The organism is Acidibrevibacterium fodinaquatile, from assembly GCF_003352165.1.
GTDB classification, from domain to species: Bacteria; Pseudomonadota; Alphaproteobacteria; order Acetobacterales; family Acetobacteraceae; genus Acidibrevibacterium; species Acidibrevibacterium fodinaquatile.
On the sequence record NZ_CP029176.1, the window covers coordinates 3,051,243 to 3,077,764 of the forward strand.

A 26,522-nucleotide genomic window follows, 5' to 3' on the forward strand; every position below is an offset into this window, starting at 1 on the left:
GGTCAAGTTCGGGCGTGGGCCGGTGCCGGATCGCGCTTTTTACGGAGGCTCTCGCCGGTGAGTTCGATGCGGTAGGCGTTGTGGACGAGGCGGTCGAGGATGGCGTCGGCGATGGTGGGATCGCCGATGATTTCGTACCAGCGCTCGACCGGCACTTGGCTGGTGATGATGACGGAGCGCATCTCGTGGCGGTCATCGATAATTTCCAGCAGATCGCGGCGTTGGTCCGCGTTCAGGGTCTCGGGGCCCCAATCGTCCAAAATCAACAGGTCGAGCCTGGCGATCTGGCGCAGTGTTCTGGCGTAACGGCCATCGGCGCGGGCCAGCGCCAGGGCAGAGAACAGCCGCGACACCCGGTGATAGGCGGTCGAGAGATCCTCGCGGCAAGCCTTCTGGCCCAGCGCGCAGGCCAGCCAGCTTTTGCCGACCCCGCAGGGGCCGGTAATGAGCAGATTATGCCGGGCGCGCACCCAGTCACAGCTGGCGAGTTTCAGGAACTGTGCCCGGTCGAGGCCGCGCGGGGCGCGGTAATCGACATCCTCGACGCTGGCGGACTGGCGCAATTTGGCCGCGCGGGCGCGGCTCTCGAAGCGTTTCTGCTGTCGCAACGTGGCCTCGTGCTCGAGCAATAAAGCCAGCCATTCGCCATGGGCCAAACCGGCAACCTCCGGCCGGGCGTCGAGGTCCTTGAAGGCTTTGGCCATGCCGTGCAGGCCGAGTTTGTGCAGCAGGTCGAGGGTCGGGTGGGTGAGCATGCTTGTTCCTTTCAGTGGAAATCAGTGAAAATATTCGGCGCCGCGCAGATTGCTGTGGGTCAGCACCGCCTGCGCCTCATCTGGCGGGCTGGCCGTCTGGTCGAGCTTGCTGGCGATGATCGAGGCAATGCTCTTGTAGTTGAACGCGCCAAAGGCGACCGCTCGGGCCGCCACCGCCTCGGCGCGCGGACGGTCCAACTCCTTGAACAGCCGCAGGATGCCAAGGCATGTCCGAAACCCCTGTTCCGGATGCGGCCGGTTGGCGAGGATGGCGATGATCAGCCCCTCGGTCTGCGGGCCGATCGATGCGCCCCATGAGCGGAACCGCTCCGGCGTCCATGCGGCGTAGCGCCGGTGCGCGCTCGGCATATGCTCAGGGGCAGTGCCGTGCCTTGGACCGCCATAGCGGCGCTGATGCACCGCGACCCGCTTGCCTTGGTGGAAGATCTCAACCATCCGCTCGGTGGCGCGGGTATCGACTTGCTGGCGGATCAGCTGATGCGGCACCGAGTAGAAAAAGCCGCAGACCTCGACATGATAATCCAGCGAGACGCGGGCAAAACCCCACTCCGCAAACTCATGGTCGGTCTCTGGCAATGCCGCCAAAGCCTGGCGTTCGATCGTCTCGAACAAATGCCGCCGGCTGACGCCGAGCCTGCGCATGACATGCGCGTTGATCCGCTCCACCATGCCGGCAATCGCCTGGTTGGCTTCAGCCAGAGAGAAGAAAGTCTGCTGGCGCAACCGGCCCAGAATGTAGCTCTGGGCAAAGCGGACACCGGCTTCCACCTTCGCCTTGTCCTTCGGGCGCCGCGGCCGGGCCGGCAAAACACCAACACCGTAATGCGAGGCCATCCGGCCATAGCTCAGGTTGATCTCTGGATCGTAGAACGACGCCTTGTTGACGCCGGACTTCAGATTATCCGGCACGATCAGCCGCGGCACGCCGCCAAAAAACCGGAACATGCGGCTATGCGCGCCGATCCAATCCGGCAGCGTCTGGGTCCAGCTCGCCTCCGCGTAGGTGTAGTTCGACGCGCCCAGCACCGCGACAAAAATCTCCGCCATGCGCACGATGCCAGTTGCGGGATCGGTGATGCCCAACTTTTTGCCGGAATAATCGACGAACACCTTGTCGCCCGCCCGGTGCTCCTGGCGCATGACCGGTGACAGCCGTGCCTCGAACTCCCTGAACAAATCGCAGAACCGGCTGTAGCTGTACCCTTCCGGATGCCCGGCGCGATATTCCTCCCACAGCACCATCAGGTTCACGCCCGGGCGCTTGAGCTCGCAGACCAGCTCGCTCCAGACCGGCTCGGCGCGCCGGCGCACCCCCCGCGGCGCGCCGCTGCGGGCAAACAGCCGCTCCTCCAAAACCGCATCACTGAGGTCGGCCGGCAACGGCCACGCCAGCCCCGCTGCCTGCGCCCGCTTCAGATTGTCCTGGATCGTGCTCCGCGCCACGCCCAGCATCCGCCCCATCGCCCTGGCGCTGATGCCGTCACTGGCCAGCCGTAAGGTTTGTCGTATCTGCCGCATCGTCAGCTCTCTCTTCGCCGGCATCCAGCCCTCCTCGTTGATGGTAACGAGAGGACAGTTGCCCGAGTTGCTGACCCAGCCGAAAACGCTGAAAAATCCCCGCCAGGTGGCCGGAATTAAATCGGAATGGTGGCCGGCTTCAAATCGGAACGCTGGCCGACATCAAATCGGAATCCCCGGCCGGCTTCCGTCGGAATCTGCAGCGCAGCATGACCCCGCTCGCTCCCGACCTCTCTGCGTTCTTGCGAAACCACCTTCCGAACGAACGTGGCGCCAGCCCGCATACCATCGCCAGCTACGCGCATGCGTTCACGCTCTTGCTGCGTTTCGCCGCCTCTCGGCTCAAGCGGCAGCCCTCCGAACTCATGATCGAGGATCTCGATGTCGGACTGGTGAGGGCGTTTCTTGAGCATATCGAGGAAGGACGTGATAATACCGCCCGTTCTCGCAATGCGCGGCTGGCGGCGATCAAGGCGTTCTTTCGCCTCGTCGAGCAGCGCCGACCGGCTTGCCTCGAACAGGCAATGATGATCCGCGCGTTGCCGGTCAAGCGAACGGACACCCGGCTCATCGATTATCTGACGCGGGAAGAAATTCAGGCACTGCTTGCAGCGCCTAATGCCCACACGCCAAGCGGTCTGCGCGACCGAGCGATGCTCCATCTCGCCTATGCCGCGGGTTTGCGAGCATCCGAACTTCTCGCGGTGCGGATGGAAGACTTCCCCGACAGGTCGCTTTCGAGCGTGCGAGTCCTCGGCAAGGGAAGGTGGGAACGTATCCTGCCGCTCTGGAAAGAAACCCAGACCGCGCTGCGCGTTTGGCTGGCGGTTCGCCCAGGCGATCACGGCCCCGAACTGTTCCTGAACCGGGACGGCCAACGCATGAGCCGCGATGGATTCGCATACAGGCTCGGGCTGCATGTCGCCGCAGCTGCGGCAGCCGCGCCGTCGATTGCGAGCAAGCGCGTCACCCCGCACGTGTTGCGGCACAGCTGCGCCATGCACACGCTTGAGGCGACCGGCGACGTCCGCAAGGTCGCCCTCTGGCTCGGCCACGCCAGCATCCAGACCACCGAGATGTATCTACGGGCCGACCCGAACGAAAAGCTTGCGCTTCTCGACGCCCATCATCCACCGCTGATCAAGCCCGGGCGGTTCAGAAAGCCGTCGGACAAGCTGATGGCCGTTCTCGCCGCGGCAACCAATCCCCGAAATCAGCAAGTCTGAATAGCGACCATCGAAGAAACAACGCCGGGCAGACCCATGATTATGCCAAGTGGAGATCACAAAATGGAACAGAAGATCAACGAGTTGAAGCGCCGCGCTCTGCATAATGCCGACGCGGCATATTACGTTCTCGACTACCTGGCGCACGGCTTCCCGACGCAGCTCTTCGAGATATTCACCGACAGCGAGGGCAATTTGCTTTCCCGCCCGGTGTTCCGCGACGGCCAGCCGGTGCAGTCGCGCGAGGCGGTGGAGCGGCGGGATCGGATGATCGAGCACCTCGCCGCCCTGCCGGCGGTGCAGGGCGCGCTCGATCAGATCGTCCAGCGCTTCGGTACCGATCAGGTTGCCGAGGTCACCGGGCGGTCGCGGCGCGTGGTGCGCAAGGTCGCCCGCTGCCGAATTCGATCCCAACAGTCTTTCGATGGTGATCATAACCGGGCACCGCTGTCGCGGGCCTTCGCCGGCACCCCCAAAATAAGAACTTGCGATGTCGTAATATGAACGCTAACTTTTTCAGATTGGGAATAGCGGCGGGGAGGAACAGTGGTGAGGTCGACGCCATTGCGGTGCCGGTTCCGATCTCGGCCATTCGCTCTGCTCAGTGTCTGCCTCCTGCCGGCATGCACGACTTTACCGCAATTGCAGGCGCCGGCCACAAGGCTGGGCGCGGCCGTCACCGCTGCGACGGATGCGCAGCAGGCGATTTACACCAACGCAGACAGCGCAGTGCAAAATCGTAAGGTCGCGCTTTATCGCTCCGATTGGGTAACGGCGAAGCCAGACGCGCAGGCGCTGCGCGGGGGGATTCCGAGGGCGGATCCACCGATACCGCCCCAGGAGTTGGAGGTTCGCCGGAGCGTTCTCGAGGGACTTGCCGCCTATGGCCAACTGATGACTTCGCTGGCGGGCGGCAGCCAGGAAACGGCGCTCGGTAGCTCGGCGAAAGCGATTGGCCAGAACCTGAAAACCATCGCCACCGATAAGGGCAAGATTGGATCATGGGCGAAAGACGCCGGCCTGTCGCCCAATACATCAAATATCGTCGAGACGGCGATCGATGGCATCGGCCAGACCCTGATCGACTATTCCACGTCACGCGAACTGCAACAGGCGGCACGCTCGATCCAGTCGCATCTCGCATGCATTGCTGCGATATTCAAAAGGGAGAACATCAACCTGATGTCTGCGACCAACGCCAACGATGAGATTGATGCGGCGCGGGTCAAGACGGAAGTGGCAATTCTGAACGATCGCTACTCATCCAAGGCGCAGGCCTACCTCGCCCTACGTCAGATCGACAGCGATTTCGCGAGCCTGCAAATCCCGGCCGACCCCGCCCCGGCCGCCGCCGCCTGGGATGCGGTGGTCAAGGCCAACGGCGACATTGTTGACGTCAAGCCCACTCTCTGGACGGATGCCCAGGATGCATTCGAACGGGCAAAAGCCGCGGTCAGCTACTACCAAGGCCTACAGAAGCAACTGCCGACCCCTTAAGATAGGAACAGGACGGTCATGCCCAACGATTCCGCCAGTCCGACGGTGGACCCCAGGATCAACGCCCTCACCACCTACATCCATCTTTTGACCGATGCGTGGTTGGCGGCGGAGGGCACCAATGCCACCGCTCTCAAGACACAAATCGGCCTGGCCTATAACCTGCGGGTGCAGATCAATGCTCAGCTGATGGCCGAAGATAACAAGGCCTTGGTCGCGGCGAAGAAAAAGGTTGTCGCTGCGAATGCAACGCTTCAGCAGTTCAAGGAAAGTGTGAAGGCCACAGTGGCCGATGTCGCCATCGCAGGCAAAATCATCGGCGCTCTCGCCGAGATCGCCCATTTGGTTGCGGTGCCGTGAAGCGAGAGGCGAGCTTCATCAGGATTCGTCTGACGATCCGCAGTCTGATCGCCGCCAAAGCCCTCGCCACAACGATGCGGCTTCACCACCCCATGCCACTCCGTTCAACAATCGCCATGATCGACCCAGCACCCTGTCCGTAGAGGGGAAGGAATGATGTCCATCAGTTTGCCCGATGCCGTGCTCGCGATCGGAAGCCTGGGTACCGCGTCATTCGCGCTGGTGGATGCATCGAAGGCTGTACTTGGTGGGATTTCGCGCTGGGGATTCGGCCATGTCGATCGGGTGTTGGCGCGCCTGTACCCACCTGCGGTCGATGCGAAGGACGAGGACAATCCTCTCGGGCTTCGATCGGTGCGGGCGACGCTGTTTGCCAATTGGCTGAACGGAATGGCGCTCGCTGACCAGCGTTCCATCGCGAAGACTTTGGTAAAGCTCCGTCTTGATCCGGAAAACGCTCCGAGTCTCGCGGCCAGGACTGGAGTTGACCGGGCGAAGCTCGTGAGCATCGCTGCCAAGTATGCGACAGGTGAAGCGCTCGACCACGCAGAGCAGGACGCGGCCGGTCGCTTCGACCTGCTGCTGACCACCCTGCTTGAAGAAGGCTACCAGCGTGCTGACCAAGCCTATCGCAATGGCTCCAAGATCGCCGCGGCGGCGGTTGCCGTCGTGCTCGCGCTGCTCGGCAACTGGGCGCTGGGCGCAGACAAGATCGGGTGGCTCGAGGCGTTCATTGCCGGGCTATTGGCCGCGCCGCTGGCGCCGGTATCCAAGGACCTCGCCTCGGCACTGCAAGCCAGTGTGCGCGCAATGCAGATCCTAAGGAGATAGGCGGGATGACGTGGTTTCTCGATCTGCGCGCGCTGCCGCAAGGCGGCGGCGTGGCAGATGAGGTCCAGATCTTCCAGCAAGCCAACAGGCGATCGGCCGACGACCTGCTCGCGGCAGTAGCGGGGCAGGATGTGTTGTTTGTCACCCACGGCTTCAATGTCGATCGCGCGCAAGGTCGCCAGGCGCTCGGTAACTGGGAGTCGTGGCAGTCGCTACCGCCTAGCGTCGTCTATATCGGCGTTCTTTGGCCAGGGGATTCGGTTTGGCTGCCTGGGATCGACTATGCGATCGAGGGCAACGAGGCGATCGCCACCGGCGATCACCTCGCCGATTTCATTTTGGATAAATTTCAAATTGCCACGTCCCTGAACTTCGCCTCGCACAGCTTGGGTGCGCGCGTAGTGTTGCAGACCATCCAGAAGATCGCTGAGTCCGGGCGCAGGCACCCGCCGATCCGGCGGCTGTTGCTGATGGCGGGGGCGATCGACGACACCTGCCTCTCCGGCGAATACGCCAGGGCCGCACAAGCGGTTGCGGATATCTCGGTGCTGGCGTCGTATCATGACGCCGTGCTGGCGCTCGCGTTTCCGCTCGGCAACCTGGCCGCCGGTGTCTTCACGCGCGGATGTCCCTATTGGCACGCAGCCTTGGGACGAGAGGGGCCGCCCTCCACCTTGGGGGGCAAGGTCAGCGCTGGCTGGCAGATCCCCAATCCCTGGGACTACGGCCACGGGGATTACCTGCCGCAGCAGCCGCCAGCGGTGGCGGCGCTGCCCTGCCCGCAATATGTCCCGCCGCTAACGACGCCGGTGCCGACGAACTGGGCCTTCGCGGAATGGCGCGCCGCATGGTCGGCGGCGATCCTCTCCACCCGCTACCGATGATGGCGGCGCACAGCGGGCGCGCCCGTGTCCCGGTCGCGGGTGAAGGCATCGAGACGATGCTGTCGCTGCGATGCGTCTTGCCCGACATGCTGATGGCGGCGGCGCTCTCGGCCAACCACCTCACCGCCCTGATCCTGCCGCCGGCGCTGCGCCGCCTCTACATCGCGCGCGACAACGACGCGGCTGGGCGTCATGCGGCGATGCGCCTGCGCGACCCGGCCAGAGCGGCTGGGATCGAGGCGCGCGTCCTCTGGCCGGTGACCAACGATTTCAACGCCGACCTGCGCCGCTGCGGCGCCGACGCTTTGCTGGCACGGCTGCGGGGCCAACTCGCCCCAGAGGACGCCGAGCACTTTGCATCGAGCGGCACCCAGCCTGTGGCTTCAGTCTGAGAGGCCTGGCAACGCAGCGCGCCGGCGGAAGAGCGCCGCCGGTCGCCGGTGTGCCTCGTGTCCGGGAGCGGGCCGTGCCCACGGCCTTCTGAGAGCGGCGATCGGGCCAGAACCGGGCCGGGGACGCAACGGCGGGCGGCGACTATTTTCCGCCGCGCTCGCCACCCCATCGCGCCAGCGCGATGGGGACCCCGGCCAAAGGGAGCGCTTTGCATCGCGAGGCAAAATAGCCGCCGCTCGCCGTCCTCCGCTGCGCTCCGGCCGCCCGCGCGGCGCTTGGCGGTGCAGCCCCGGCCCGGCCCCGGCCAAGGGATCGCCGTGAAGGCCGCGATGGGCGTGGCCAGCCGAACGAGGACACTGATCATGGCGACCGACCGCCTTTCCGAGCACCCCGACAACGCCGAGCCAGCCCACGCCGCATCCCCGACCGCCCGCCTCCTCGACGAGTTGCAGCTCTACGGCCATCGTCCATACCAGGACGACCCGGACCCGCGTCCATTGCCCGAGGTCGCACGGCTCGAAGGCGCGCTGGCCGACATCTTCGACGCCCTTGTCGCCACCCTTTCCGAGACGCGGCTGGAACCAGACCTCGCCGATCTGCTCTGGTCGCAGGTCAATCTGTTCCACCGCACGTCCGAGCGCGTGCAGCGCGAGCTCGACGCCAACGAGGACCGGCAGCGCCGCAGCCAGCAGGAACAGGACGGCTCGGAAATCCGTTCGGTCGAGCTGGAGCGCCTGATCGCCGAGGGGCTGACCTTGATCGAGCGACGCAACGCCTTCGAGCTTCTCCGCGACCAGGCCGCAGAGCTGTTCGAACACCACACCGGCTCGGCCTGGCGCCCGCGCGCGGGATCGATGGTCAACCACCGCGCCCTGACCGCCGCAATGATCGACAGCCGCGACTTCATCGCCGCCAAGCGCCGCGCCGAGACCGAGGTGCTGCTGCCCGCCGGGCCACGGATCGCCTTCGCCGGCGGGGTCGATTTCAATGACCACGCGCGCATCTGGGCGGTGCTCGACCAGGTGCACCGCAAGCATGCGGACATGGTGCTGTTATACCAACCTGCCTATCCAATGACCTCTTTGATCCAGTCTCGTTGGGTGATCGAAGCGATTTGTTCTGGCATTTGCATGAACTTGTTCCAGGCGTTTCGGCAGGCGGCAAGGATTTCGTCGTAGCTGTTCCAGACCTGATGGCTTAGGAAGTTGCTGCGCAGAAATTGCCAGATGTTTTCGACTGGGTTGAGCTCTGGCGAATAGGGCGGCAGCGATAGCAGGCTGATGTTGTCGGGCACCGGCAAACGTTCGCCGGCTTGATGCCAGCCGGCGCCATCGAGCACCAGCACGGCGTGCGCACCGGGCGCGACCTGCGTGCTGATTTCGCGAAGATGCTCGGCCATCGCCTCGCTGTTGACCGCCGGCATGATGATGGCGGTACCAATACAACGTTCTGGGCAGACGGCACCAAACAGATAGGCGGAGTCATGGCGATTGTCGCGCACCGCCAGTGGTCGGGAACCCCGCTCTGCCCAGACATAGCTCAGGGTTCCCTTCTGACCGACACGGGCTTCATCGGCGAACCACACCTCGATCGGCTTACGGGCCGCCGTGACCGGGATCGCCGCCGCTACCAGGTCAGCGAAGTCTTTTTAAAATGTCCTGTGCCGCAGCGTCCTTCTTCGGATGATACGGACGCGGCTGGACCCGCGTGAACTTGAGCCGCCGCAACAGTCGGCTGATCGACGTCTCGTGCAGGGTAACCGCAAACTCGGTCTCGATCCGTCGCTGCAGGTCGACACAGCGCCACCGCACCACGCCGTCACGCTCCAGGTCCGGGCCCTGCCTGACCCATGCCGCGATCTGCGCCTGCTGCGAAGCCGACAATCGGGGTGGCGGTCCGTTGCGGCGCGGCGCATCGCCCAGTCCGTCAGGTCCCAATCCATTGTAACGGTGCACCCAGTCGCGCAGCGTCTGGCGGTCCATGGCACAAGCCTCGGCCGCATCGCGCCGAGACCAGCCTTCGAGAACAAGAGCAATCGCCAGCAGCCGCCTCGAAACTTTCGCATCCGTCGCACGAGCCGCCCGCTCGCGCAGCGCCATAGCCGACAAGTCCAAACGCGTTATCGCTACCGTCATCGCAAGCCTCCTCCGGGGAAGCTCAGCGAATCATACCCGCCCGAGCCGCGCCAACTCACATTCGAGTCAACGGAACCTCAGGTTGGTATAAGGCTGGTGGCCAGCACCTTTCAGGTCATTACTGAAGAATTTATTGATGACCTGAATGCAATTCGATCGTTGGTCGTAACCTTCAGTGATCCGCAGAAGACAGGGAAGGCGCGTATTGCCGCCGCGAACTCCGCTACGCTTTTAGTTGCTGCCACCTTCGAGGAGTTCGTTCGCGAGATGGCCCGCCAATATGCGAGGGCAATCGTGACCAATACGGCGTCCTTCGAAAAACTGCCCCCTAAACTTGCTTCCACAGCTTGGAAGCGAACAATGGACGGCCTGTCGAAGATGCGGTTCGGCGGCAACGACTCTGGTGTGGGTAGGGAGAATGTGTTCGGTGCCGCGCAGGCGCGGTTCACAGTGATCCACGAATTCTGTAAAGGCGACCTAACTCAGGACATCTACCGCGACCTAATCCACAACGAGAACAACATGCGGCCTGGGGAGATAAATGGCCTTTTCAAAGTCAGCGGGTTAGGCGACGTCTGCAACAAGCTCTCGGACAAGCAGCCAATGCTCGACCTGTTTGGCGAAGCGGAACCCGGCAAGGCGCATGGCAGGTTGTTATCCCAGATGGAAGACTTCTTTGAGCGCCGCAATGCAATTGCTCATGCCTTAGAGCCTGACCTAAAATTGGTTGACCGGCCTCGCGGCCTTTGATTCCCTTGGTTTGCGACAACTTTGGGAGATTCGCGATGCCTTGGAACGAGGCCGATCGGGCGAAGTATGAAGTCATTCGGGCGCGCTATTCAAGCGATATGTCGGAGGCCGAGTTGGCGCTGATCGCGCCGCTGCTGCCGCCGGCCAAACGGCGCGGACGCAAGCCGACGGATGCCCAGGTCATTCTCAACGCTTTGTTTTATTTGATCCGCTGCGGATGCCCGTGGCGATATCTGCCAAAGGATTTTCCGCCGTTCACGACCGTGCAAAACCGCTTCTACGCATGGCGCGACAGCGGCTTGTGGGCGCAAATCATCAGCGTTCTGGTGATGGACGCCCGCGAGGCGGAAGGCCGTCAAGCCGCGCCGACGGCGGTTGTCGTCGACAGCCAGTCGGTCAAGACGACGGAAGCCGGCGGCCCTCGTGGTTTCGATGCGGGCAAGAAGGTCAAGGGCCGCAAGCGCCATCTCGCCGTCGACACGATCGGTCTGCCCATCGAATGCCAGATCACGACCGCCGACGTGCAGGACCGCGACGCTTTCGCGCCGCTGCTGAAAGCCGTGCATCGCAAGAGCCCGTGGGTGAAAATGTCCTTCGTCGACGGGGGTTATCAGGGTGATGAAGCCCAGCGCGCAGCCTTCGAGGCGAGCCGTATTTCCATCACCGTCGTCAAGCGAACCGATAAAGAGGTGAAAGGATTTGTCGTGCTGCCGAAACGATGGGTCGTCGAGCGGACGCTCGGCTGGATCAATCGCTCGCGCCGTCTGTCAAAAGACTTCGAGGCGACTATCGAATCCGCTCTCGCGTGGTTGCAATTGGCCTTGGCTTTCCTTCTCATGCGAAGGCTGGCGAGGGCGAAAGCCGGTCAGATTTAAAATTCGAGTCGGGCTCTAAGACGCAGCGTATTCCGCCTGATATCGAGAAGAACGCGAGTGAGCGATTGATCTCACCTGCCCGTACGGTTCTGTGCCGGGGAGGGGGCGCTCAGAAATGAGTGTCCCTACCGCGATGAAACCTTGTAGCGCACGCGCCGTGACGTCGCTTTACTCCCCCACCGACGAGAAAATCTCGGAGCTTGACGCTACCGCACTCGAAACGGACATACCGCGGCGCACACGACCGAGCGCCACGGTCGCAGTGGCGGTAAGAAGCATTGCCAGTGCCACGACACCAAATAGCCAGTTCGGCGTCCAACCTGCACTGAGCACAAAACCGGCCAGCAGCGGCCCGGCAATGCCTCCCGTCCGGCCAACGCCCAGCGCCCAACCAACGCCAGTCGAACGCAGCGATGCCGGGTAGAACACCGTCGCCATGGCGATGGCGCTCTTCTGCCCGCCGCTGATGCAGAACCCGGCGCCAAAACTCGCAGCCAGCAGCACCCACAGCGTGGCTGACAGGGACGGGCCGAGCAACCCGACCACGGCCGCGCCTACCGCGTACAGCACCGCTAGCGAAGCGCTGGCACCGAAGCGGTCCATGGCTGGGCCGACCACGAAGGCGGCAACGATGCCGCCGACGGTGCTCAGCGCCGTCGCGGTGGCTACCACGTCGAGAGAACGATGCAAGCCCATGAGCAGCGCCGGCAGCCAGCTTTGCAAGAGATAAAACGCGCCGAGATTGATCGCGAAGATGATCCATAGCAGCAAGGTGCCGGCGGCATAGCCGCCCCGCAGCAACCCGAGCACACCCACCACCGGCGCCACGATCGTTTCTCCGTGGGTTGACGACGGAAGAGTGAGTTCGAGCCGGCGCAGCACGAGCGCGATGCGCTCCGCCGGCGCGGCGCGGCGCAGGAGAAAGTCAAGCGATTCCGGCAGCGTACGCCAGAGGATGGGACAGAGCAGCAAAGGCAACAGGGCGCCCGCCCAGAATAGCGAACGCCACCCGTAGGCATGGAGGAGCGGTGCCGCGAGCGCACCAGCCGCAACGAAGCCAAGCGAGAAGCCGCAATAGATCAACAGCACGAAGGTAGCGCGCAGGCGTTGCGGGCTATATTCGCCGGTAAGCGCCACCGCCCCTGGCGCCGCCGCACCCAGCCATAGGCCGGTGAGGAAACGCAAAGCGATCAACTGCGTCACGGTGTGTGCGCACACGGTCAATAATGTCAGCGCACCGAATAGGGCTGTGCTCGCAACAATGAGACGCTTGGGGCCGAACCGATCCGAAAGTGGCGCGATCGCCAGATACCCGACCATCAACCCGGCCAGCGCTGCCGAGAAGATGGGCCCGAGGCTGGCGCGCGCGAGATGCCATTCCTGAGCGATCAGTGGGGCCGCATAGCTGATCGCCTGCGTATCGAAGCCATCGAGAAACAGTACCAGGGCGCAGAGTATGACAACATTCCATTGGAAACGGTTCATCCGCCGCCCATCGAGCAGGGCTGGAAGATCAATGTCCGGCATTCTTTTGCTTCCCTCTTGCCTGCTACGATCGGCGCTATCCGCCCGAAGGCACGAAGGCATCCGCGAAAAACGCCTCTGCCGTCAGCCCGCGACAATTGATAAAATCCTCACGCGCTGCCGTGACCATCGCCGGATTGCCACACGCGTAGACCTCATGCCCCGACAGATCCGCATGATCTTCGAGCACGGCGCGATGAACAAGACCTCTCCGCCCGCGCCAACCGCGACCGGGCTCGCTGAGTACCGGGACAAAGCGGAGATCAGGGAGGCGCCGCTGCCAGCGCGCGGGCGCATCGCCGAGATAGAGATCCTCCTCTCGCCGCACGCCCCAATAGAGTGCCAGCGGACGATCGGCGCCACGGCGCAGCGTGTCCTCTATCATCGACGCGATTGGCGCCATGCCGGTGCCGCTCGCGAGCAGGATGGTAGGCCGCTCTTTCCCTTCCGCGCGAAGAAAAAAGGTGCCGAACGGAATCTCGATATGCAATCGGCTGCCGGTCGTGAGCCTGGCCAGTGTGCGATCCGAGAAACATCCGCCGGCGATATGGCGGATGTGCAGCTTGGTTCCGTCGGACTCCTGGGGTGGTCCGGCCATGGAGTAGTTGCGGCGCGTGCCGTCTTCGAGCAGTACCTGAAGATACTGGCCGGCGCGGAAACGCACGCGCTCGTTCGCAGGATAGCGCAGATGCAAAATCGTTACATCCGGCGCCGGGCGCGTCTTGCGAAAGACGAAAGCGGCAATTTGTTTGGTGGGTGGGGGGGTGCGAGATTCGATACGCTTGGGCGCAATCTCGAGGTCTGAGCGCGGGCGCAATTGGCAGAACAGCACACCACCACGTGGCCCGGAGATCGTGCCATGTCCCCGCTGCAATGCCTCGCCATCGACAAGGCCGCCCTCACATGAGGAACAGACCCCCTTGCGGCAGGAATAGGGCAGGGTGTAGCCGGCGCGTTCGGCGGCATCGAGCACCGTTTCCTCCGCCTCGCAAGCGAAATCGATATCGCGGCCGGAGATGCGAACCCGGTGGCTCATGCAAGATACTCCGTGCCGGTAACAAGGGCGATGGCGCGCAGCACTGCGGCGGGATCGGCGCATCCCTGGCCTGCGATATCGAAGCCGGTGCCGTGCCCGACGCTGGAGAAGATCAGTCCGGCGCCGATCGTCAGCGCGGCGGCGCCGCGGCCGGCGAGCAGTTTTACAGGGATATGTCCTTGGTCATGGTACATGGCGATGAAAGCATCGCAATCTCGCTGCCCCAGCAACAGATCGGCGCCGAGCGGCCCCACGACCGCGATCCCGGCTGCTCGCAACTGTTCGGCCGCGGGGGCGGTGATGACGTCGTCATCACGGCCGAACAGCCCGCCCTCTCCGGCATGCGGATTGATGCCGAACATGCCGAGCTTGGGCATCGCGATGCCGAGCCGGCGCAGCGCCGCCGCCGCCGCAAGCCCGGTCGCAACCACCAACTCCGGTGTCAGCCGCGCTAAGGCATCATGCAGGCGTTCATGCAGCGTCGCATGGACAATGCGGAGACCGCCGCCCACCAGCATGAGAAACACGCGGTCTTCCGGCAGGCCAGCCAGCCGCGCGAGCAGGCTCGGGTAACCGGAAAAGCGGATACCCGCCGCGTTCACCGCGGTTTCGGAGTGCGGGCACGCGACGAGCGCGTCGGCATGCCCCGCGCGCACGAAGGCCGCGGCGGCTTCGACATAAGCAACGGTCGCGCGGCCAGCGTCCGCCGCCATTTCCCCTGGGCGAAAGGCGGCGGGCGAGAGCGCCGCGACCGGCAGAATGTCGAGCACAGTATCCGCCGGCGGCAGGGTATCGCCGATCTCGCGCAGGGCGAGCCCCGCGCCCTCGCGCGCAGCGCTGGCGCGAATGACGAACGGATCCCCGACCAGCACCACGCGCGGCCCCGCTGCCCGCGCAAGCTGCAAGGCGGCTTTGACCGCAATTTCCGGCCCAATCCCGTTCGGGTCACCGATGGCGACCGCGACAACCGAAGGCGACATCAGAGCGGCAGCGCCAGCAATGTGTCGATGCGCGAACTGTCGCAGACGACGATGCGCTCGACCAAAGAAGCGCGCCCATCTGCCAGACGGTAGCGATCGAGATAACGACCAGTGGCGAAGAGATCGGTGGCCCCGTCTTGCATGATGCGGGCGACCATGAACGGCGTCTCGCACCGCGCCTCCGCCCGATCCTGCGAAAGGATCGCCGGCGCGCCAAGAATATGGCGATAGCGGTGCTGCTCGTAGATATTGGCATCCCGCAGGGCCGAAACACGATCTTGCAGCATGCCACGGGAGTCCGCGTGAATGATGGAGGCTTCGTAGCCCTGCTGGTAATTGTCGGCGGTGGTGATGCGATACAGGCAATCCGGCTCAAAGAAATCCGGCCAGTCCTCCAGGCGGCCATCATCGATGCAGCGCGCATACGCCGCCTGCGTCTGGCTGATGAGGTGATAGATATCCACGGGGTTCATGGCTTATAGCCCCATGCCGTTGCGATAGGCTTTCCAGAACCCGCGCACCGACGCTTCGGTCACACGACTTGGGCTGCTCTCGGCGGTGGTGCCACCCATCTCCAGCACGGCGCATTCCTCCGCCGCACCGGCAATACCACGTTGGACAAAGCCGCCGACGCAGCCATCCTCCATCGAGATATAGCCTGCCGGCCCGACCAGATTGGCTTGTTTCAGCCGCGCCCGGCGCTGCTCTGGCGCGTCCTCGGCGAAGCCGAGATAGGTCCAGTTGAGCGCGGTGCGGTGGGTGCCGCGCGGCAGGATCTGTCGCACGGCGATCGAGTTCTGGATCTGCTGCAAAACGAAGCCCGGGAAGACCGAGAGAATTTGTAAGGTGACGCCGTCCGGGAATTCGGCGAAGCCGTCAAGCAGGGACGGATCGGCAAGGGTGTAGCCGCTGTCGGAGCGGATATTCTGCTTTGCGTATTCGGCGTCACGCTGCACGGTGTGGTCCACCGCCGACCAGCTGACGTGATGCCCGCCGGTCGGATCGACAATGATGCCACCTTTCATGGAGAGCCGGTTCAACTGGAAGGTCGTGAAAAACAGATGAAGGATGCTCGCATGATACGAATCCTTGACGTTCTCCACGTAGAGTTTCCAGTTATTGGGCAGCATCTGCGTGAAGCGGCCGAGCACCACCGGCGTGCGGCCGGCGAAGACGCGGCCGATGCGGCCGAGGATCTCCTCGCCGAGATATTCCTCGACTGGCGGCACCTCGTCGGAGAAACTGCCGAACACCAGCCCATGCACCAGCGCCACCCGCAGCCGACGGGGTGCGTGGTCCTCCATGCGGAAGCCGGGCGACATGCCGCCTTGGCCTTTGATGCCCTCGCGGAACGCGACGCCGGTGAGATTACCGCGCAGATCATAGGTCCATGCATGATAGACGCAGCTGAAATCCTTGGCCCGACCGCGATCTTTCAGGCAGATGAGCGCACCGCGATGCGCGCAGCGATTCTCGAAGACGTAGATTTCGCCATCCTGATCGCGCGCGACGATTACCGGTGTGTCCCCGACATGGGTGGTACGGAAATCACCGGGTTCCGGAATTTCTGCTTCTAGACAGAGAAAATGCCAATAGGGCCCCTGAAACAGGCGCGTCTGCTCGCGGCTATAGACGTCGTCACGCTGAAACACCCAGTAGGGAACGCGGGCCAATCCCTCCAGCGGCCAAGTGCGAGCCGCATCCTGCACCGTCTGATCGGGCATAGTGAACATCCTCCTCCGCTTATGTAGCGCGCGCGCTTATGTGTCGCATGGGTGTGCAAGGGGTCTTGGCGTCGCCGGTTCTTGACAGCGGCGATCGCCGTTCGCATAACGAACGTATGGTCGCTATACGAACTCTTTTTACGCCCGAGGACGCACCTGTCAACCCGGTATCGGCCACCGGCCAAACCCGCCCGCCGCGCGCGGCGGAAGGCATGGCCGGCTTGGCCAAGGGGCTCGCCATTCTCGAGGCATTCGGAATGGGACACGCGGCATTGACCGTAGCGGAGGCGGCTCGCCTCTCCGACACCACCCGTCCGGCGGCGCGGCGCTGCCTGCTGACGCTTTCGGCCCTTGGGTATGTGACACAGGAAGGCCGGCTGTTCCGTCCCGCGCCACGGCTGGTGCGCCTGGGCGCCGCCTATCTCGGCAACACCCCGTTGGTTGAAGCCGGACGGCCGATCCTTGCCGCTGCTCGAGATGCCACTGGCGAAAGCGTGTCCCTTGCCGTTCGCGAGGGTGCGCAAGTGCTGTTTGTCGCGCGCGCGGAAGCGCGCCGCATTGTGTCCACCGGCGTGCGCGTGGGCGCCTATTTGCCGGTGTGGTGTTCGGCAACCGGGCGCGTGCTGCTGGCCGCGTTGTCGCGCACCGAGGGCCGCATCCTCATCGAAGTCGCCTCCCGCGCCCAGCGCACTCCCAAAACGCTGGTCGAGGTCGAGGCGATCCTGGACGCAGTGGATCGCGCACGGGCGGACGAGGTGGCCGTGAGTGACGAGGAATTGGAACTAGGCATGCGTTCGATGGCGGTTCCGGTGCGTGACGCAGGCGGCCAAGTCGTTGCCGCCATGAGCGTGAGCGTCTCCTCCGCGCGGCTGTCAGTGGCACAGATGCGGCAGGAACTGCTCCCGGTTCTACGCGAACACGCCCGCATGTTGGGCGTCGCCTTGTAGAATCCCCGCCAGCAGGCGAACGCGCATTGGTTGGGCAAGCCCCTTGCCGCGCCGCCGCAGGGGGGATGGCGCGGCGATGGCGGTGATGGATCAAAGCCGTGATCCCGCCCCCCCTTTCCCCGGGCATAGCAGGCTTGACTCGGGCCCGCGTCGATGAGAACAATAGGAGAACATTTTTCCCATTTGCAAGAGGTCAACGTCACCCGTGCGGCCGCTTTCCGCCATCGAGTCTCTGCGCGCGCGGATCGAGACGCTTGAGGGGCGCCGGCCTGGGCGGGCCGTGTTGCCGTTCGGGATCGCGGCGATCGATGCCCATTTGCGCGGCGGCGGCCTTGCGCGTGGGGCGGTGCATGAGATCGCCGGCGGCGGCCATGCGGCGATCGATGCTGCCGCTGCGGCCCTGTTTGCCGCCGGCATCGCCGCTCGCGCCGGCGGCATGGTGCTGTGGTGTCTCGCGCGGCCGGATCTGTTTGCGCCGGCGCTGGCCGAGGCCGGGCTCGGCCCCGATCGGGTGATTTATCTCGAAGCGGGTGACGACAAGACAGCGCTCGCCTGCGCCGAGGAGGGGCTGCGCCATGGCGGGCTTGGCGCTGTCGTCGCCGAAGTCGCACGGCTTTCGATGACCGCCTCGCGCCGGCTGCAGATCGCCGCCGAAGGCACCGGCACCCTCGGCCTCGTGCTGCGCCGCTGGCGGCGCCAGAGCGAGGCGGTGGCGTTCGAGCCGAGCGCCGCCGAGACACGTTGGCGGGTCTCCGTGCTGGCATCGACGCCGCTGCCGGTGCCGGGGGTTGGCCGGCCGCGCTGGCTGGTCGCGCTGATCCGCGCGCGGGCGGGAGAAACTGCCGAATTCGAGCTGGAGGCGTGCGATGACGCGGGTCGTCTCGCTGTTCCTGCCGCGCTGGCCGACCGACCGCTGGCGGCGGCGGGCGGGCGGCGCGGCGCCGCCGGGTGAGCGGCCGCTGGCCCTCATCGGCCAGGATGGCGGGCGGCGGGTGGTGCTGGCCACCGATGCGGCGGCCGCGGCGGCGGGGCTGCGGCCGGGCATGGCGGTGGCCAAGGCGCGGGCGCTGATCCCCCGCCTCGTGACCGCGCGCGCCGATCCGGCGGCCGATGCCGCCGCACTCGAGCGGCTCGCGCTCTGGGCGCTTCGCCATTACGCGCCGCTCGCCGCCGCCGATCCGCCGGATGGCATCGTCATCGACACCACCGGCGCCGATCATCTCCATGGCGGCGAAGAGGCCATGCTTGCCGCCATGCGCGCGCGTCTCGCCGCCGCCGGGATCCGTGCCCGCGCCGCCTGTGCCGACACCTGGGGGGCGGCGCACGCGCTGGCGCGTCATGCGGCGCGGCCGATCACGGTGGCGCCCATCGGTGACACGGCTGCCGCCATCGCGCCCCTGCCGCTCGCGGCCCTCCGCCTCTCGCCGGCGCTGGTCGCCGCTTTGCGAACGCTCGGCTTTCTTCGCATCCGCGATCTCATGGCGCAGCCGCGCGCGCCCCTCGCGCGCCGCTTCGGGCCGGAGCTTCTGCAAAGGCTCGACCAAGCACTCGGGCGGCTCGCCGAACCGATCACCCCGGTCCGCGCGCCCGAGCTGATCGAGGTCCGCCGCCATTTCGCCGAACCGATCGCCACCGCCGAGATCATCGCCGCCGCCATCGCCGCTCTGACCCGGCCGCTTGCCGAGGCGCTGGAAGCCAAGGGGCTCGGCGCCCGCCAGCTCGACCTCCTCTGCCATCGCGTTGATCGCGCCGCCCAGGCGATCCGCATCGGCACTGCCCGGCCGCTCCGCGAGCCTAAACATTTGTCCCGGCTTTTCTGCGAGAAAATCGAGACTATCGACCCCGGCTTCGGGATCGAGACCCTGGCGCTGGCCGCTTCGCTGACCGAGCCGCTGGCCGCAACCCAACGCGCATCCGCGCTGATCGCGGCGCCGGCGCCGGATATCGCCGATCTGATCGACGTGCTCGCCAACCGCATCGGCGCCGAGCGGGTCTATCGCGCCGCCCCGGTGATGAGCGACGTGCCGGAGCGGAGCGTGCGCCGCATCCCGCCCCTCGCTCCCGCGACCGGGGCCTCCTGGCCGGCCGGATGGCCACGCCCGGCGCGGCTTTTCACCCCGCCGGAGCGGATCGAAACCGTTGCCCTGCTCCCCGATCATCCGCCGCTCGCCTTCACCTGGCGCGGCCAGCGGCGGCGGGTTGCGCGCGCCGACGGGCCAGAGCGGATATTCGGCGAATGGTGGAAGCGTGACGCCGAACTGGCGGCGGTGCGGGATTATTTCCGCATCGAGGACGAGGCCGGCGCGCGGTTCTGGATTTTCCGCGCCGGCGACGGTGAAGATGCCGCGAGCGGCGCGCAAGCATGGTTCCTGCACGGGATTTTCGCATGACCGCGGGCTATGCCGAGCTGCAGGTGACCTCGCCGTTCAGTTTCCTGCGCGGCGCCTCATCGTGCGAGGATTTATTCGCGACCGCCGCAACCCTTGGCCTTGCTGCGCTCGCGATCACCGATCGCAACACGCTCGCCGGGATCGTGCGCGCCCACGAAGCGGCGAAAGCGAGCGGTGTTCGCCTGATCGTCGGCTGCCGGCTCGATCTTAGCGATGGCGCCGCGGTGCTCGTCTATCCGACCGACCGCGCCGCCTATGCCCGGCTCTGCCGCCTGCTCTCCTTGGGCAAGCGCCGCGGCGGCAAAGGGCGATGCCATCTCACCTGGGACGATCTCGCCGCCCATGCCGCGGGGCTGATCGCCGTCCTTGTCCCCGATCGCGCCGATGATACGCTGCGGGCGCGTTTGCGAAGACTGCGTGAGCTCTTCGGCGCGCGCGCTCATCTCGCGCTCACGCTTCAGCGGCGGCCCAATGATCAGCTTCGGCTGTGGGAACTTTCCACCTGCGCGGCTGTGTTGCGGGTCGCGACCGTCGTCACCAATGACGTGCTGTTTCACGAACCCGGGCGGCGGCGCTTGCAGGATGTCCTCACCTGCATCCGCCATCATGTCACCATCGATGATCTCGGCGACCGGCGCGAGCGCCACGCTGATCGCTATCTCAAACCGCCGGCGGAGATGCACCGGCTGTTTGCCCGCTACCCCGAAGCGCTCGCCCGCACACTCGCGATCATGCAAGACTGCCGCTTCACGCTTGACGAACTCGCCTATCAATACCCCGAGGAGCGTGACGATCCCAGGCTCACGCCGCAGGAGACGCTCGCCGATCTCACCTGGAAGGGTGCTGCTGCGCGTTATCCGGAAGGGGTTCCGGCAAAGGTGCAGGCAATTCTGCGGCATGAATTGGCGCTGATCGAAAAGCTCGCCTACGCGCCCTATTTCCTCACTGTCCACAGCATCGTGCGTTTTGCCAAATCACAAGGCATTCTCTGCCAAGGGCGCGGCTCGGCGGCCAATTCCGCGGTCTGTTATTGTCTTGGCATCACCGCGATCGACCCTGAGCGCAACGATCTCCTGTTTGAGCGCTTCATCTCCGAGGAGCGGCGCGAGCCCCCCGATATCGACGTCGATTTCGAGCATGAACGGCGTGAGCAGGTTATCCAATGGGTGTTCGATACCTATGGCCGCGATCACGCCGCGCTTTGCGCGACCGTCATCCGCTATCGCGCGCGTGCGGCGCTGCGCGACGTCGGCAAAGCCCTGGGGCTTTCCGAAGATATCATCACCCTGCTCGCAACCCAGCTGTCACGATGGTCGGATGCCGAGATCAGCGACGAGCAGATCGCGGCATTGGGCCTCAATCCTCAAGATCGGCGCTTGCGTCTGACGCTCGCTCTTGCCCGCCAGCTCATCGGCGCCCCGCGCCATCTGAGCCAGCACCCCGGCGGGTTTGTGCTCACGCATGACCGGCTCGACGATCCCGTCCCGATCGAGCCCGCGGCGATGGCCGACCGTCAGGTCATCGAGTGGGACAAAGACGATATCGACGCGCTGCGTTTCATGAAAGTCGACGTCCTGGCGCTTGGCATGCTGAGCTGTCTCCGCCGCGGGCTCGATCTGCTTGCCGCCCACAAAGGGATCGCGCTCGATCTCGCCAGCATCCCCGCCGAAGAGCCGCGCACCTATGCGATGATCCGCCGCGCCGACACGCTCGGCACTTTTCAGATCGAAAGCCGGGCGCAAATGGCGATGCTGCCCCGCCTCAAGCCACGCACCTATTACGACCTCGTCATCCAGGTCGCGATCGTGCGGCCGGGGCCCATTCAGGGCGACATGGTCCATCCCTATCTCCGCCGCCGCGAAGGGCGCGAGCCGGTTGCCTATCCAACGCCGGAACTCGCGCGCGTTCTTGGCAAAACCCTCGGTGTGCCGTTGTTTCAGGAGCAGGCGATGCGGGTTGCCATCGTCTGCGCCGGCTTCACGCCGGGGGAGGCGGATCAATTGCGGAAATCGATGGCAACTTTCAAACAGCGCGGCGGCGTCTCGGTATTTCGCGAAAGGCTGATCGCCGGAATGATCGCCAACGGCTATGAGCAGGCATTCGCCGAGCGCACCTTCCGCCAGCTCGAAGGCTTCGGTGCCTATGGTTTCCCTGAGAGCCACGCGGCCTCCTTCGCGCTCATCGCCTATGCTTCCGCGTGGCTGAAATGCTGGCATCCCGACGTGTTTTGCGCCGCCCTCCTCAACGCCCAGCCGCTGGGGTTTTACGCCCCGGCGCAAATCGTGCGCGACGCCATCGCTCATGGCGTCGAGGTGCGCCCGGTTTCCCTCAACGCCTCGCGCTGGGATTGCACTCTGGAGCCGACGGGGAATAAGGCGCGTCTTGCGGTGCGGCTTGGCTTGCGCATGGTCAAGGGCCTCGCCAACGCCCATGCCGCCGCGATCATCGCCGCGCGCGCCGACACGCCGTTTGCCTCGGTCGAGGATCTCTGGCGCCGCGCGCGTATCCCGCATGCGGCATTGCTGGCGCTGGCCGCCGCCGATGCCTTCCGCCCGGCGTTTGGCCTTGCGCGGCGTGAGGCGCTCTGGGCGATCAAGGCTTTGGGCGCGGCGCCGCTGCCGCTGTTTGCCGCCGCCGACGCCAGCATTGGCGAGATTGTGCCCGAAATCGCCGAACCTGACATCACCCTCCGCCCGATGACCGAAGGCGGCGAGGTGGTGGCGGATTATGATCATCTCGGCCTGTCGCTGCGCGCCCATCCGGTTCAGTTTCTGCGCGCCGATCTCCGCCGGCGCGGCCTCGTCACCTGCGCCGAGGCGATGGCCGCGCGCGATGGCCAATGGTGCGAAACCGCTGGCCTCATCCTGGTGCGCCAGCGCCCGGGCAGCGCCAAGGGGGTGCTGTTCGTCACGCTGGAGGATGAAACCGCGATCGCCAATCTGGTGATCTGGCCGAAGCTGTTCGAAGCCAACCGGCGCGTGATCCTGTCGGCAACGATGCTTGCGGCACGCGGGGTCGTTCAGCGCGAAGGCGAGGTCGTGCACCTCATCGTTCATAAAATCGCCGATCTTTCCAACGCTCTCGCCGCGGTCGGCGCCGGTGATATCGCCATGGGGTGCGAGCCCCCCGGCGAGCTTCGCATCAAAAGCCGGAATTTCCATTAGAGCGCGATCGGTTTAAGTCGATCACGCTCTACCCCTATTTTGGCGAGCAAGTTGGCCGGTTTTGATTGAACAGGATGGTTCAATCAAAACCTACCTTGCTCTAACCCAAGCCACCTTCTTCATCCGCCGCCGCCCAGATCGCCGGCTGGCGCGGCATCTGGCGCCGTCCCGTGCCGCGCTGTCAGCGCCGCAACGAGGCCGGCGATGTCTTTGTCGTCGAACGGCGCGCCAAAAACGTTTTTCATTTTCAGAACCTCTGCCCGCCAGGTGGCGGCGGGAAGCGCGGGTTGTTCATCGACGAACATTGCCGAGTGGCAGATCAGGCAGTCTTGATTGAGGAGAGCAGCGCCCGATCCCTGAAACAGCGCCCCGCGGCTCGGAAGATCAAAAGATTTGGTAGCCCAATCGAAAGTTGGGGGCGCGACGGGCGCGGGCTCTTCCGCCCAAACCAGCGTCACCGCCGCGAGGAGGGCCAGCGCGATTGCAAACATGCGAAACATGGCGGCTCTCCCTCATACCACCGAAAGCGTAAGCTGTTCGACCGGGTTGTACATGAAGCCGCCGGGGTTCCAGTTCACCGCGAGCGGCTGCTGCTCGCCCTTGGCGTTGATGGCTTGCACAAGAAGGCGGCATGGCCCGCGTGCTGTCGGCGTCAGCACAAAGCGCCAGGCGCGAAAGCTGTAGCTGCCATAATCCTCCCCGAGTTCCGCCGGGCGCCAGGTTCGCCCATGGTCGAGCGAGAGAGTGACGGAGCGAAGGCCGCTGCTGCCGCCGAACGCAAACCCTTGGATCAGCGTCGGCCGGCCATAAGGAATTTCTGCGCCCGCCGCGGGGGTGGTGAAGAAGCTGCGCGGCGTCATGGTCGAGATCGGCACCATCGGAACATTGGCCTCGCCCGGCTGCATCGCGCCGTTGGGTCTCGCCGGTACTTTATAGGCGGTTGCCATCCAGAAGCCGGTGCCGGGGTGATCCATCACCACGATCTCGCTCAGCATCTTCACCCAATATGTCGCATACCAGCCCGGCACCACGAGGCGGAGCGGATAGCCGTTGAGCAAAGGCAGCGGTTCGCCGTTCATCGCATAGGCGACCATGACGTCGCCGTCTCTGGCATGGTCCAGTTCCAGTGTTTTTTCGAAATGGAGCGGTGGTGGAAACGGGCTCTCTTTATCCTCGAGGCTGCGAAAAGCGACATGCGTGGCTGATGGCTTGAGCCCCGCCCGCGCCAACAAATCGCGCAGCCGCACCCCGGTCCAGCGGGCATTCCCCATCGCCCCATGTCCCCATTGCGCGCCGGGCACACGTGGCGTCACAAAGCCGCGGCTATTGCCCGAGCACTGATTGACGGCGGCGATTTCGACCGGCTCGAACTCATGCACCAGATCGATGAGCGAAATCTCGAGCAGGCGGCTCACTCCCCCCGAAATCCGCAAGCGGAATTTATCCGGCGAAACCTCGACGCGATTGGGAAAATCGGCGAAATGCCAGCGTACGTAAAACTGATCATTGGGCGTAAAAATGTGACTGGCGAGCGACTCCCAAGGGGTTTCGAGAACCGGCGCCCGGGTGCGCTGTAAAATCATCGCACCTTTCTCGGGAAAAGCGCCTGCGGGGACGATCTCGCGCTGGCCATTGGCGAACGGGAACGTCATCGTCGCGCGATCGTCGGCACGGGCGCGCCCAATGATCATCCCGGCGGTCGCGCCGGCAGCCATGCGGAGCATCTCCCGCCGCCCGGCGCGGATCACGCCCGGAAAGGCAACCCTCTCCATCATCGCCATGTCTCCTTTACCTGAACCACTGCTTTCAGCCGTGATCAGCAGGCGTGCGCTTCCCCTGGCGGCCGCGCGGCGGCGAGATCGATGGCGGTTGCCGGGTGCCGCGGCGTTGCGCTGGCCAGTTCTGTTTGCGTCGCGAGATTGGGGACGAAGCCCTCGGCCCAGACATGCTCTGGCTGAGCTTTGGCCGCCGTTGCCAGTGTGATGGCGAGCATGCCGCCGACGGCGAGAAGAGTGAGACGCATGAGAGAAACCTCCGCTGGGATCAGATCGACGTCGCCAGACCCTCTGGCTGACAGCACGCAAAATGGCGCGGCCATTCCGTTCGATCAAACGAATTAAATTTCTATATTCAATCTGAAATTGAGAACGAACTCTGGAGGCGATTTCCTCGGCGCTCGGAAGAGCCTATGTCGGGAGAGCATGCTCTTTTAATCGACAAATATGATTATATTAACATAAACAATCTGTTTTTAATATCGAATGTTCGGGCACAAATTCCTCGCCGTGGCGGCAGAAAGCGCCTCGCAGGCCATGTCGCGAACGGATGAAAGGAATTCCAGCCATGACCACAGCCTATGGCATTCTGGGGCGCCCAGCGTTTCGCGCACAAAGGATGCCGCGCGAGATCGCCGATGATCGAATGACCCCCGATGCATAACGCCTGGCGCCGCGGGCATCTCCTTCCCGGCACAATGCTTTGTCTTGCCGTCAGTCTGGCGGCGACAGGGCTCACTAGCCTCGAGGCACGCCTTTTGGGGCGCGCTTGGCTCGAGGCTCTGGTCTTGGCGATCATCGTCGGCACCATCCTTCGCTCGCTCTGGACGCCGAGCACCATCTGGATCGGCGGCATTCGTTTCAGCGCCAAAATTCTGCTCGAGCTTGCCATCCTATTGCTCGGCGCCAGCCTCAGCGCGCAGGCACTCGCGGCCGTCGGCCCTGGGTTATTGGTCGGTATCGTCGGCGTGGTCGGTGTTGCCATCGCCATGAGTTATGGCATCGGGCGCCTGCTTGGGCTGCGGCCGCGGATGGCGCTGCTCGTTGCCTGTGGCAACGCGATTTGCGGCAACTCGGCCATCGCGGCCGTCGCGCCGGCGATTGGCGCCAAAGCTGAGGATGTCGCGACCGCCATCGCCTTCACCGCGGTGCTCGGCGTCGCCACCGTCCTTGGTTTGCCCGGATTGATACCGCTTCTCCATCTCAGCGGCTCGCAATATGGTGTGCTGGCCGGTCTGACGGTCTATGCCGTGCCGCAAGTGCTCGCCGCGACCGTTCCCGCGGGCACGCTCGCCGTCCATATCGGCACGCTGGTCAAGCTCGTGCGCGTGCTCATGCTCGGACCGGTGTTGTTGGTCCTGTCATTGATCGCGCACCGGTTGCAAGACGATGGCGAGGATCCGGGGCGGCGAGCGGCGGCGGGCGATCGGTTGGCGTACCGGCTGCGGCTTCATCATCTGGTGCCATGGTTTATCGTCGGCTTTCTCGGCCTTGCCGCTCTCCGCTCGTTCGATTGTGTCCCGCACTCTCTCCTTTCGCCCATGGCGACGGCGGCGAATTGGCTGACCGTGATCGCGATGGCCGCACTCGGCCTCGGCACCGATCTGCGCCAGATCGCCCGCGCCGGCCTGCCTGTGGCAAGCGCTGTCACGGTCTCGCTCGCACTTATCGTTGCGATCAGCTTCGTCTTGATCCAGTTCCTCGGCTGAGCACGGATAATGGCCCAGGGCAGGCTTT

26 protein-coding genes are annotated in these 26,522 nt (G+C 64.7%); 15 read left to right on the forward strand and 11 right to left on the reverse strand.

Annotated features, from left to right (window positions below; all coding sequences use genetic code 11):
- Nucleotides 1-2 precede the first annotated feature (2 nt).
- Together istB and istA are read right to left on the reverse strand one after the other, a co-directional pair.
- Nucleotides 3-755: an IS21-like element helper ATPase IstB gene (istB, locus tag DEF76_RS14500; RefSeq protein WP_114912091.1), complete on the reverse strand. Its 753-nt coding sequence runs from the start codon at nucleotides 753-755 to the stop codon at nucleotides 3-5.
- Between the two features lie 21 nt (nucleotides 756-776).
- Nucleotides 777-2,294, reverse strand: coding sequence for an IS21 family transposase (gene istA / locus DEF76_RS14505; protein ID WP_408842839.1), 1,518 nt, complete (start codon nucleotides 2,292-2,294; stop codon nucleotides 777-779).
- Between the two features lie 209 nt (nucleotides 2,295-2,503).
- On the opposite strand from istA, the gene DEF76_RS14510 reads away from it, so the two are divergent.
- From DEF76_RS14510 to DEF76_RS14545, 8 genes are all read left to right on the forward strand, one after another.
- Nucleotides 2,504-3,520: a tyrosine-type recombinase/integrase gene (locus tag DEF76_RS14510; RefSeq protein ID WP_114912930.1), complete on the forward strand. Its 1,017-nt coding sequence runs from the start codon at nucleotides 2,504-2,506 to the stop codon at nucleotides 3,518-3,520.
- A gap of 63 nt (nucleotides 3,521-3,583) precedes the next feature.
- Entirely contained in the window at nucleotides 3,584-4,024 is a 441-nt protein-coding gene (locus tag DEF76_RS19725; RefSeq protein ID WP_205216015.1) for a strawberry notch C-terminal domain-containing protein, read from the forward strand.
- 138 nt (nucleotides 4,025-4,162) lie between these two features.
- Nucleotides 4,163-5,017 carry a hypothetical protein gene (locus tag DEF76_RS14520; RefSeq protein WP_114912931.1) on the forward strand — a complete coding sequence of 285 codons (855 nt, stop codon included), beginning with the start codon at nucleotides 4,163-4,165 and terminating at the stop codon, nucleotides 5,015-5,017.
- Nucleotides 5,018-5,035: 18 nt separating this feature from the next.
- Nucleotides 5,036-5,377 carry a hypothetical protein gene (locus DEF76_RS14525; protein ID WP_114912932.1) on the forward strand — a complete coding sequence of 114 codons (342 nt, stop codon included), beginning with the start codon at nucleotides 5,036-5,038 and terminating at the stop codon, nucleotides 5,375-5,377.
- Between the two features lie 156 nt (nucleotides 5,378-5,533).
- Nucleotides 5,534-6,208: a hypothetical protein gene (locus DEF76_RS14530; RefSeq protein WP_162800675.1), complete on the forward strand. Its 675-nt coding sequence runs from the start codon at nucleotides 5,534-5,536 to the stop codon at nucleotides 6,206-6,208.
- Nucleotides 6,209-6,213: 5 nt separating this feature from the next.
- Complete coding sequence (locus DEF76_RS14535; RefSeq protein ID WP_114912934.1) at nucleotides 6,214-7,092, forward strand: alpha/beta hydrolase; 879 nt, start codon at nucleotides 6,214-6,216, stop codon at nucleotides 7,090-7,092.
- Nucleotides 7,056-7,484 carry a toprim domain-containing protein gene (locus tag DEF76_RS14540; protein ID WP_205216016.1) on the forward strand — a complete coding sequence of 143 codons (429 nt, stop codon included), beginning with the start codon at nucleotides 7,056-7,058 and terminating at the stop codon, nucleotides 7,482-7,484. The genes DEF76_RS14535 and DEF76_RS14540 overlap by 37 nt, the downstream gene beginning before the upstream one ends.
- A 363-nt stretch (nucleotides 7,485-7,847) precedes the next feature.
- Nucleotides 7,848-8,663, forward strand: coding sequence for a DUF2493 domain-containing protein (locus tag DEF76_RS14545; protein ID WP_240319018.1), 816 nt, complete (start codon nucleotides 7,848-7,850; stop codon nucleotides 8,661-8,663).
- On the opposite strand, the gene DEF76_RS14550 is transcribed toward DEF76_RS14545, so the two are convergent.
- A protein-coding gene (locus DEF76_RS14550; RefSeq protein WP_408842260.1) for an IS630 family transposase occupies nucleotides 8,552-9,620 on the reverse strand; the annotation gives its coding sequence in 2 pieces (ribosomal slippage) (nucleotides 8,552-9,128 and nucleotides 9,127-9,620; 1,071 coding nt in all). The genes DEF76_RS14545 and DEF76_RS14550 overlap by 112 nt on opposite strands.
- A gap of 96 nt (nucleotides 9,621-9,716) precedes the next feature.
- Here DEF76_RS14550 and DEF76_RS14555 point away from each other — a divergent pair.
- Both DEF76_RS14555 and DEF76_RS14560 read left to right on the forward strand, forming a co-directional pair.
- Nucleotides 9,717-10,370 carry a HEPN domain-containing protein gene (locus DEF76_RS14555; RefSeq protein WP_114912936.1) on the forward strand — a complete coding sequence of 218 codons (654 nt, stop codon included), beginning with the start codon at nucleotides 9,717-9,719 and terminating at the stop codon, nucleotides 10,368-10,370.
- Between the two features lie 35 nt (nucleotides 10,371-10,405).
- Complete coding sequence (locus tag DEF76_RS14560) at nucleotides 10,406-11,245, forward strand: IS5 family transposase (RefSeq protein WP_114912937.1); 840 nt, start codon at nucleotides 10,406-10,408, stop codon at nucleotides 11,243-11,245.
- A 168-nt stretch (nucleotides 11,246-11,413) separates the two neighbouring features.
- Here the strand turns inward: DEF76_RS14560 and DEF76_RS14565 are convergent, their stop codons facing one another.
- The 5 genes from DEF76_RS14565 to DEF76_RS14585 are packed head-to-tail and all read right to left on the reverse strand — an operon-like array spanning nucleotide 11,414 to nucleotide 16,509.
- Entirely contained in the window at nucleotides 11,414-12,772 is a 1,359-nt protein-coding gene (locus DEF76_RS14565; RefSeq protein ID WP_114912938.1) for an MFS transporter, read from the reverse strand.
- A 34-nt stretch (nucleotides 12,773-12,806) separates the two neighbouring features.
- The gene (locus tag DEF76_RS14570) at nucleotides 12,807-13,805 is read right to left on the reverse strand and encodes a 2Fe-2S iron-sulfur cluster-binding protein (RefSeq protein ID WP_114912939.1); all 999 of its coding nucleotides are present in this window, start codon (nucleotides 13,803-13,805) and stop codon (nucleotides 12,807-12,809) included.
- A complete protein-coding gene (locus DEF76_RS14575) occupies nucleotides 13,802-14,785 on the reverse strand; it encodes a PdxA family dehydrogenase (RefSeq protein ID WP_114912940.1) in 984 nt (327 codons plus the stop codon). Before DEF76_RS14575 ends, DEF76_RS14570 begins: the two co-directional genes overlap by 4 nt.
- Complete coding sequence (locus tag DEF76_RS14580; protein WP_114912941.1) at nucleotides 14,785-15,258, reverse strand: aromatic-ring-hydroxylating dioxygenase subunit beta; 474 nt, start codon at nucleotides 15,256-15,258, stop codon at nucleotides 14,785-14,787. Before DEF76_RS14580 ends, DEF76_RS14575 begins: the two co-directional genes overlap by 1 nt.
- 3 nt (nucleotides 15,259-15,261) lie before the next feature.
- Nucleotides 15,262-16,509 carry an aromatic ring-hydroxylating dioxygenase subunit alpha gene (locus tag DEF76_RS14585; RefSeq protein ID WP_205216017.1) on the reverse strand — a complete coding sequence of 416 codons (1,248 nt, stop codon included), beginning with the start codon at nucleotides 16,507-16,509 and terminating at the stop codon, nucleotides 15,262-15,264.
- A 212-nt stretch (nucleotides 16,510-16,721) separates the two neighbouring features.
- Between DEF76_RS14585 and DEF76_RS14590 the strand changes: the two genes are divergently transcribed.
- The 4 genes from DEF76_RS14590 to DEF76_RS14605 all read left to right on the forward strand — a co-directional run bounded on the left by DEF76_RS14590 (nucleotide 16,722) and on the right by DEF76_RS14605 (nucleotide 23,010).
- The gene (locus DEF76_RS14590) at nucleotides 16,722-17,456 is read left to right on the forward strand and encodes an IclR family transcriptional regulator domain-containing protein (RefSeq protein WP_114913917.1); all 735 of its coding nucleotides are present in this window, start codon (nucleotides 16,722-16,724) and stop codon (nucleotides 17,454-17,456) included.
- Between the two features lie 205 nt (nucleotides 17,457-17,661).
- On the forward strand, nucleotides 17,662-18,408 hold the full coding sequence (locus DEF76_RS14595) for an ImuA family protein (protein ID WP_114912943.1): 747 nt from the start codon (nucleotides 17,662-17,664) through the stop codon (nucleotides 18,406-18,408).
- Nucleotides 18,323-19,846 carry a DUF6504 family protein gene (locus DEF76_RS14600; RefSeq protein WP_114912944.1) on the forward strand — a complete coding sequence of 508 codons (1,524 nt, stop codon included), beginning with the start codon at nucleotides 18,323-18,325 and terminating at the stop codon, nucleotides 19,844-19,846. Before DEF76_RS14595 ends, DEF76_RS14600 begins: the two co-directional genes overlap by 86 nt.
- Nucleotides 19,843-23,010, forward strand: coding sequence for an error-prone DNA polymerase (locus DEF76_RS14605; protein WP_114912945.1), 3,168 nt, complete (start codon nucleotides 19,843-19,845; stop codon nucleotides 23,008-23,010). Before DEF76_RS14600 ends, DEF76_RS14605 begins: the two co-directional genes overlap by 4 nt.
- A 119-nt stretch (nucleotides 23,011-23,129) precedes the next feature.
- On the opposite strand, the gene DEF76_RS14610 is transcribed toward DEF76_RS14605, so the two are convergent.
- Genes DEF76_RS14610 through DEF76_RS14620 form a run of 3 tightly spaced genes read right to left on the reverse strand, consistent with a single transcriptional unit; the run spans nucleotide 23,130 to nucleotide 25,033 of the window.
- The gene (locus DEF76_RS14610; RefSeq protein WP_114912946.1) at nucleotides 23,130-23,510 is read right to left on the reverse strand and encodes a sulfite--cytochrome C oxidoreductase subunit B; all 381 of its coding nucleotides are present in this window, start codon (nucleotides 23,508-23,510) and stop codon (nucleotides 23,130-23,132) included.
- Nucleotides 23,511-23,522: 12 nt separating this feature from the next.
- The gene (locus tag DEF76_RS14615) at nucleotides 23,523-24,785 is read right to left on the reverse strand and encodes a molybdopterin-dependent oxidoreductase (RefSeq protein ID WP_205216018.1); all 1,263 of its coding nucleotides are present in this window, start codon (nucleotides 24,783-24,785) and stop codon (nucleotides 23,523-23,525) included.
- A gap of 41 nt (nucleotides 24,786-24,826) precedes the next feature.
- The gene (locus DEF76_RS14620; protein ID WP_162800676.1) at nucleotides 24,827-25,033 is read right to left on the reverse strand and encodes a hypothetical protein; all 207 of its coding nucleotides are present in this window, start codon (nucleotides 25,031-25,033) and stop codon (nucleotides 24,827-24,829) included.
- A 408-nt stretch (nucleotides 25,034-25,441) separates the two neighbouring features.
- Here DEF76_RS14620 and DEF76_RS14625 point away from each other — a divergent pair, with 408 nt between their 5' ends.
- The gene (locus DEF76_RS14625; protein ID WP_114912948.1) at nucleotides 25,442-26,494 is read left to right on the forward strand and encodes a YeiH family protein; all 1,053 of its coding nucleotides are present in this window, start codon (nucleotides 25,442-25,444) and stop codon (nucleotides 26,492-26,494) included.
- The last annotated feature ends 28 nt before the right edge of the window (nucleotides 26,495-26,522 follow it).

What these genes read in the sequence shown, in the direction of transcription:
- DEF76_RS14540 (WP_205216016.1), top strand. Translation starts at nt 7,056, where the DNA reads ATGGTCGGCGGCGATCCTCTCCACCCGCTACCGATGATGGCGGCGCAC.
- DEF76_RS14605 (WP_114912945.1), top strand. Translation starts at nt 19,843, where the DNA reads ATGACCGCGGGCTATGCCGAGCTGCAGGTGACCTCGCCGTTCAGTTTC.
- DEF76_RS14510 (WP_114912930.1), top strand. Translation starts at nt 2,504, where the DNA reads ATGACCCCGCTCGCTCCCGACCTCTCTGCGTTCTTGCGAAACCACCTT.
- DEF76_RS14570 (WP_114912939.1), bottom strand. Translation starts at nt 13,805, where the DNA reads ATGAGCCACCGGGTTCGCATCTCCGGCCGCGATATCGATTTCGCTTGC.
- DEF76_RS14535 (WP_114912934.1), top strand. Translation starts at nt 6,214, where the DNA reads ATGACGTGGTTTCTCGATCTGCGCGCGCTGCCGCAAGGCGGCGGCGTG.
- DEF76_RS19725 (WP_205216015.1), top strand. Translation starts at nt 3,584, where the DNA reads ATGGAACAGAAGATCAACGAGTTGAAGCGCCGCGCTCTGCATAATGCC.
- DEF76_RS14585 (WP_205216017.1), bottom strand. Translation starts at nt 16,509, where the DNA reads ATGCCCGATCAGACGGTGCAGGATGCGGCTCGCACTTGGCCGCTGGAG.
- DEF76_RS14525 (WP_114912932.1), top strand. Translation starts at nt 5,036, where the DNA reads ATGCCCAACGATTCCGCCAGTCCGACGGTGGACCCCAGGATCAACGCC.
- DEF76_RS14625 (WP_114912948.1), top strand. Translation starts at nt 25,442, where the DNA reads ATGCATAACGCCTGGCGCCGCGGGCATCTCCTTCCCGGCACAATGCTT.
- DEF76_RS14560 (WP_114912937.1), top strand. Translation starts at nt 10,406, where the DNA reads ATGCCTTGGAACGAGGCCGATCGGGCGAAGTATGAAGTCATTCGGGCG.
- DEF76_RS14590 (WP_114913917.1), top strand. Translation starts at nt 16,722, where the DNA reads ATGGCCGGCTTGGCCAAGGGGCTCGCCATTCTCGAGGCATTCGGAATG.
- istA (WP_408842839.1), bottom strand. Translation starts at nt 2,294, where the DNA reads ATGCGGCAGATACGACAAACCTTACGGCTGGCCAGTGACGGCATCAGC.
- DEF76_RS14610 (WP_114912946.1), bottom strand. Translation starts at nt 23,510, where the DNA reads ATGTTTCGCATGTTTGCAATCGCGCTGGCCCTCCTCGCGGCGGTGACG.
- istB (WP_114912091.1), bottom strand. Translation starts at nt 755, where the DNA reads ATGCTCACCCACCCGACCCTCGACCTGCTGCACAAACTCGGCCTGCAC.
- DEF76_RS14565 (WP_114912938.1), bottom strand. Translation starts at nt 12,772, where the DNA reads ATGCCGGACATTGATCTTCCAGCCCTGCTCGATGGGCGGCGGATGAAC.
- DEF76_RS14580 (WP_114912941.1), bottom strand. Translation starts at nt 15,258, where the DNA reads ATGAACCCCGTGGATATCTATCACCTCATCAGCCAGACGCAGGCGGCG.
- DEF76_RS14600 (WP_114912944.1), top strand. Translation starts at nt 18,323, where the DNA reads ATGACGCGGGTCGTCTCGCTGTTCCTGCCGCGCTGGCCGACCGACCGC.
- DEF76_RS14620 (WP_162800676.1), bottom strand. Translation starts at nt 25,033, where the DNA reads ATGCGTCTCACTCTTCTCGCCGTCGGCGGCATGCTCGCCATCACACTG.
- DEF76_RS14575 (WP_114912940.1), bottom strand. Translation starts at nt 14,785, where the DNA reads ATGTCGCCTTCGGTTGTCGCGGTCGCCATCGGTGACCCGAACGGGATT.
- DEF76_RS14545 (WP_240319018.1), top strand. Translation starts at nt 7,848, where the DNA reads ATGGCGACCGACCGCCTTTCCGAGCACCCCGACAACGCCGAGCCAGCC.
- DEF76_RS14530 (WP_162800675.1), top strand. Translation starts at nt 5,534, where the DNA reads ATGTCCATCAGTTTGCCCGATGCCGTGCTCGCGATCGGAAGCCTGGGT.
- DEF76_RS14615 (WP_205216018.1), bottom strand. Translation starts at nt 24,785, where the DNA reads ATGATGGAGAGGGTTGCCTTTCCGGGCGTGATCCGCGCCGGGCGGCGG.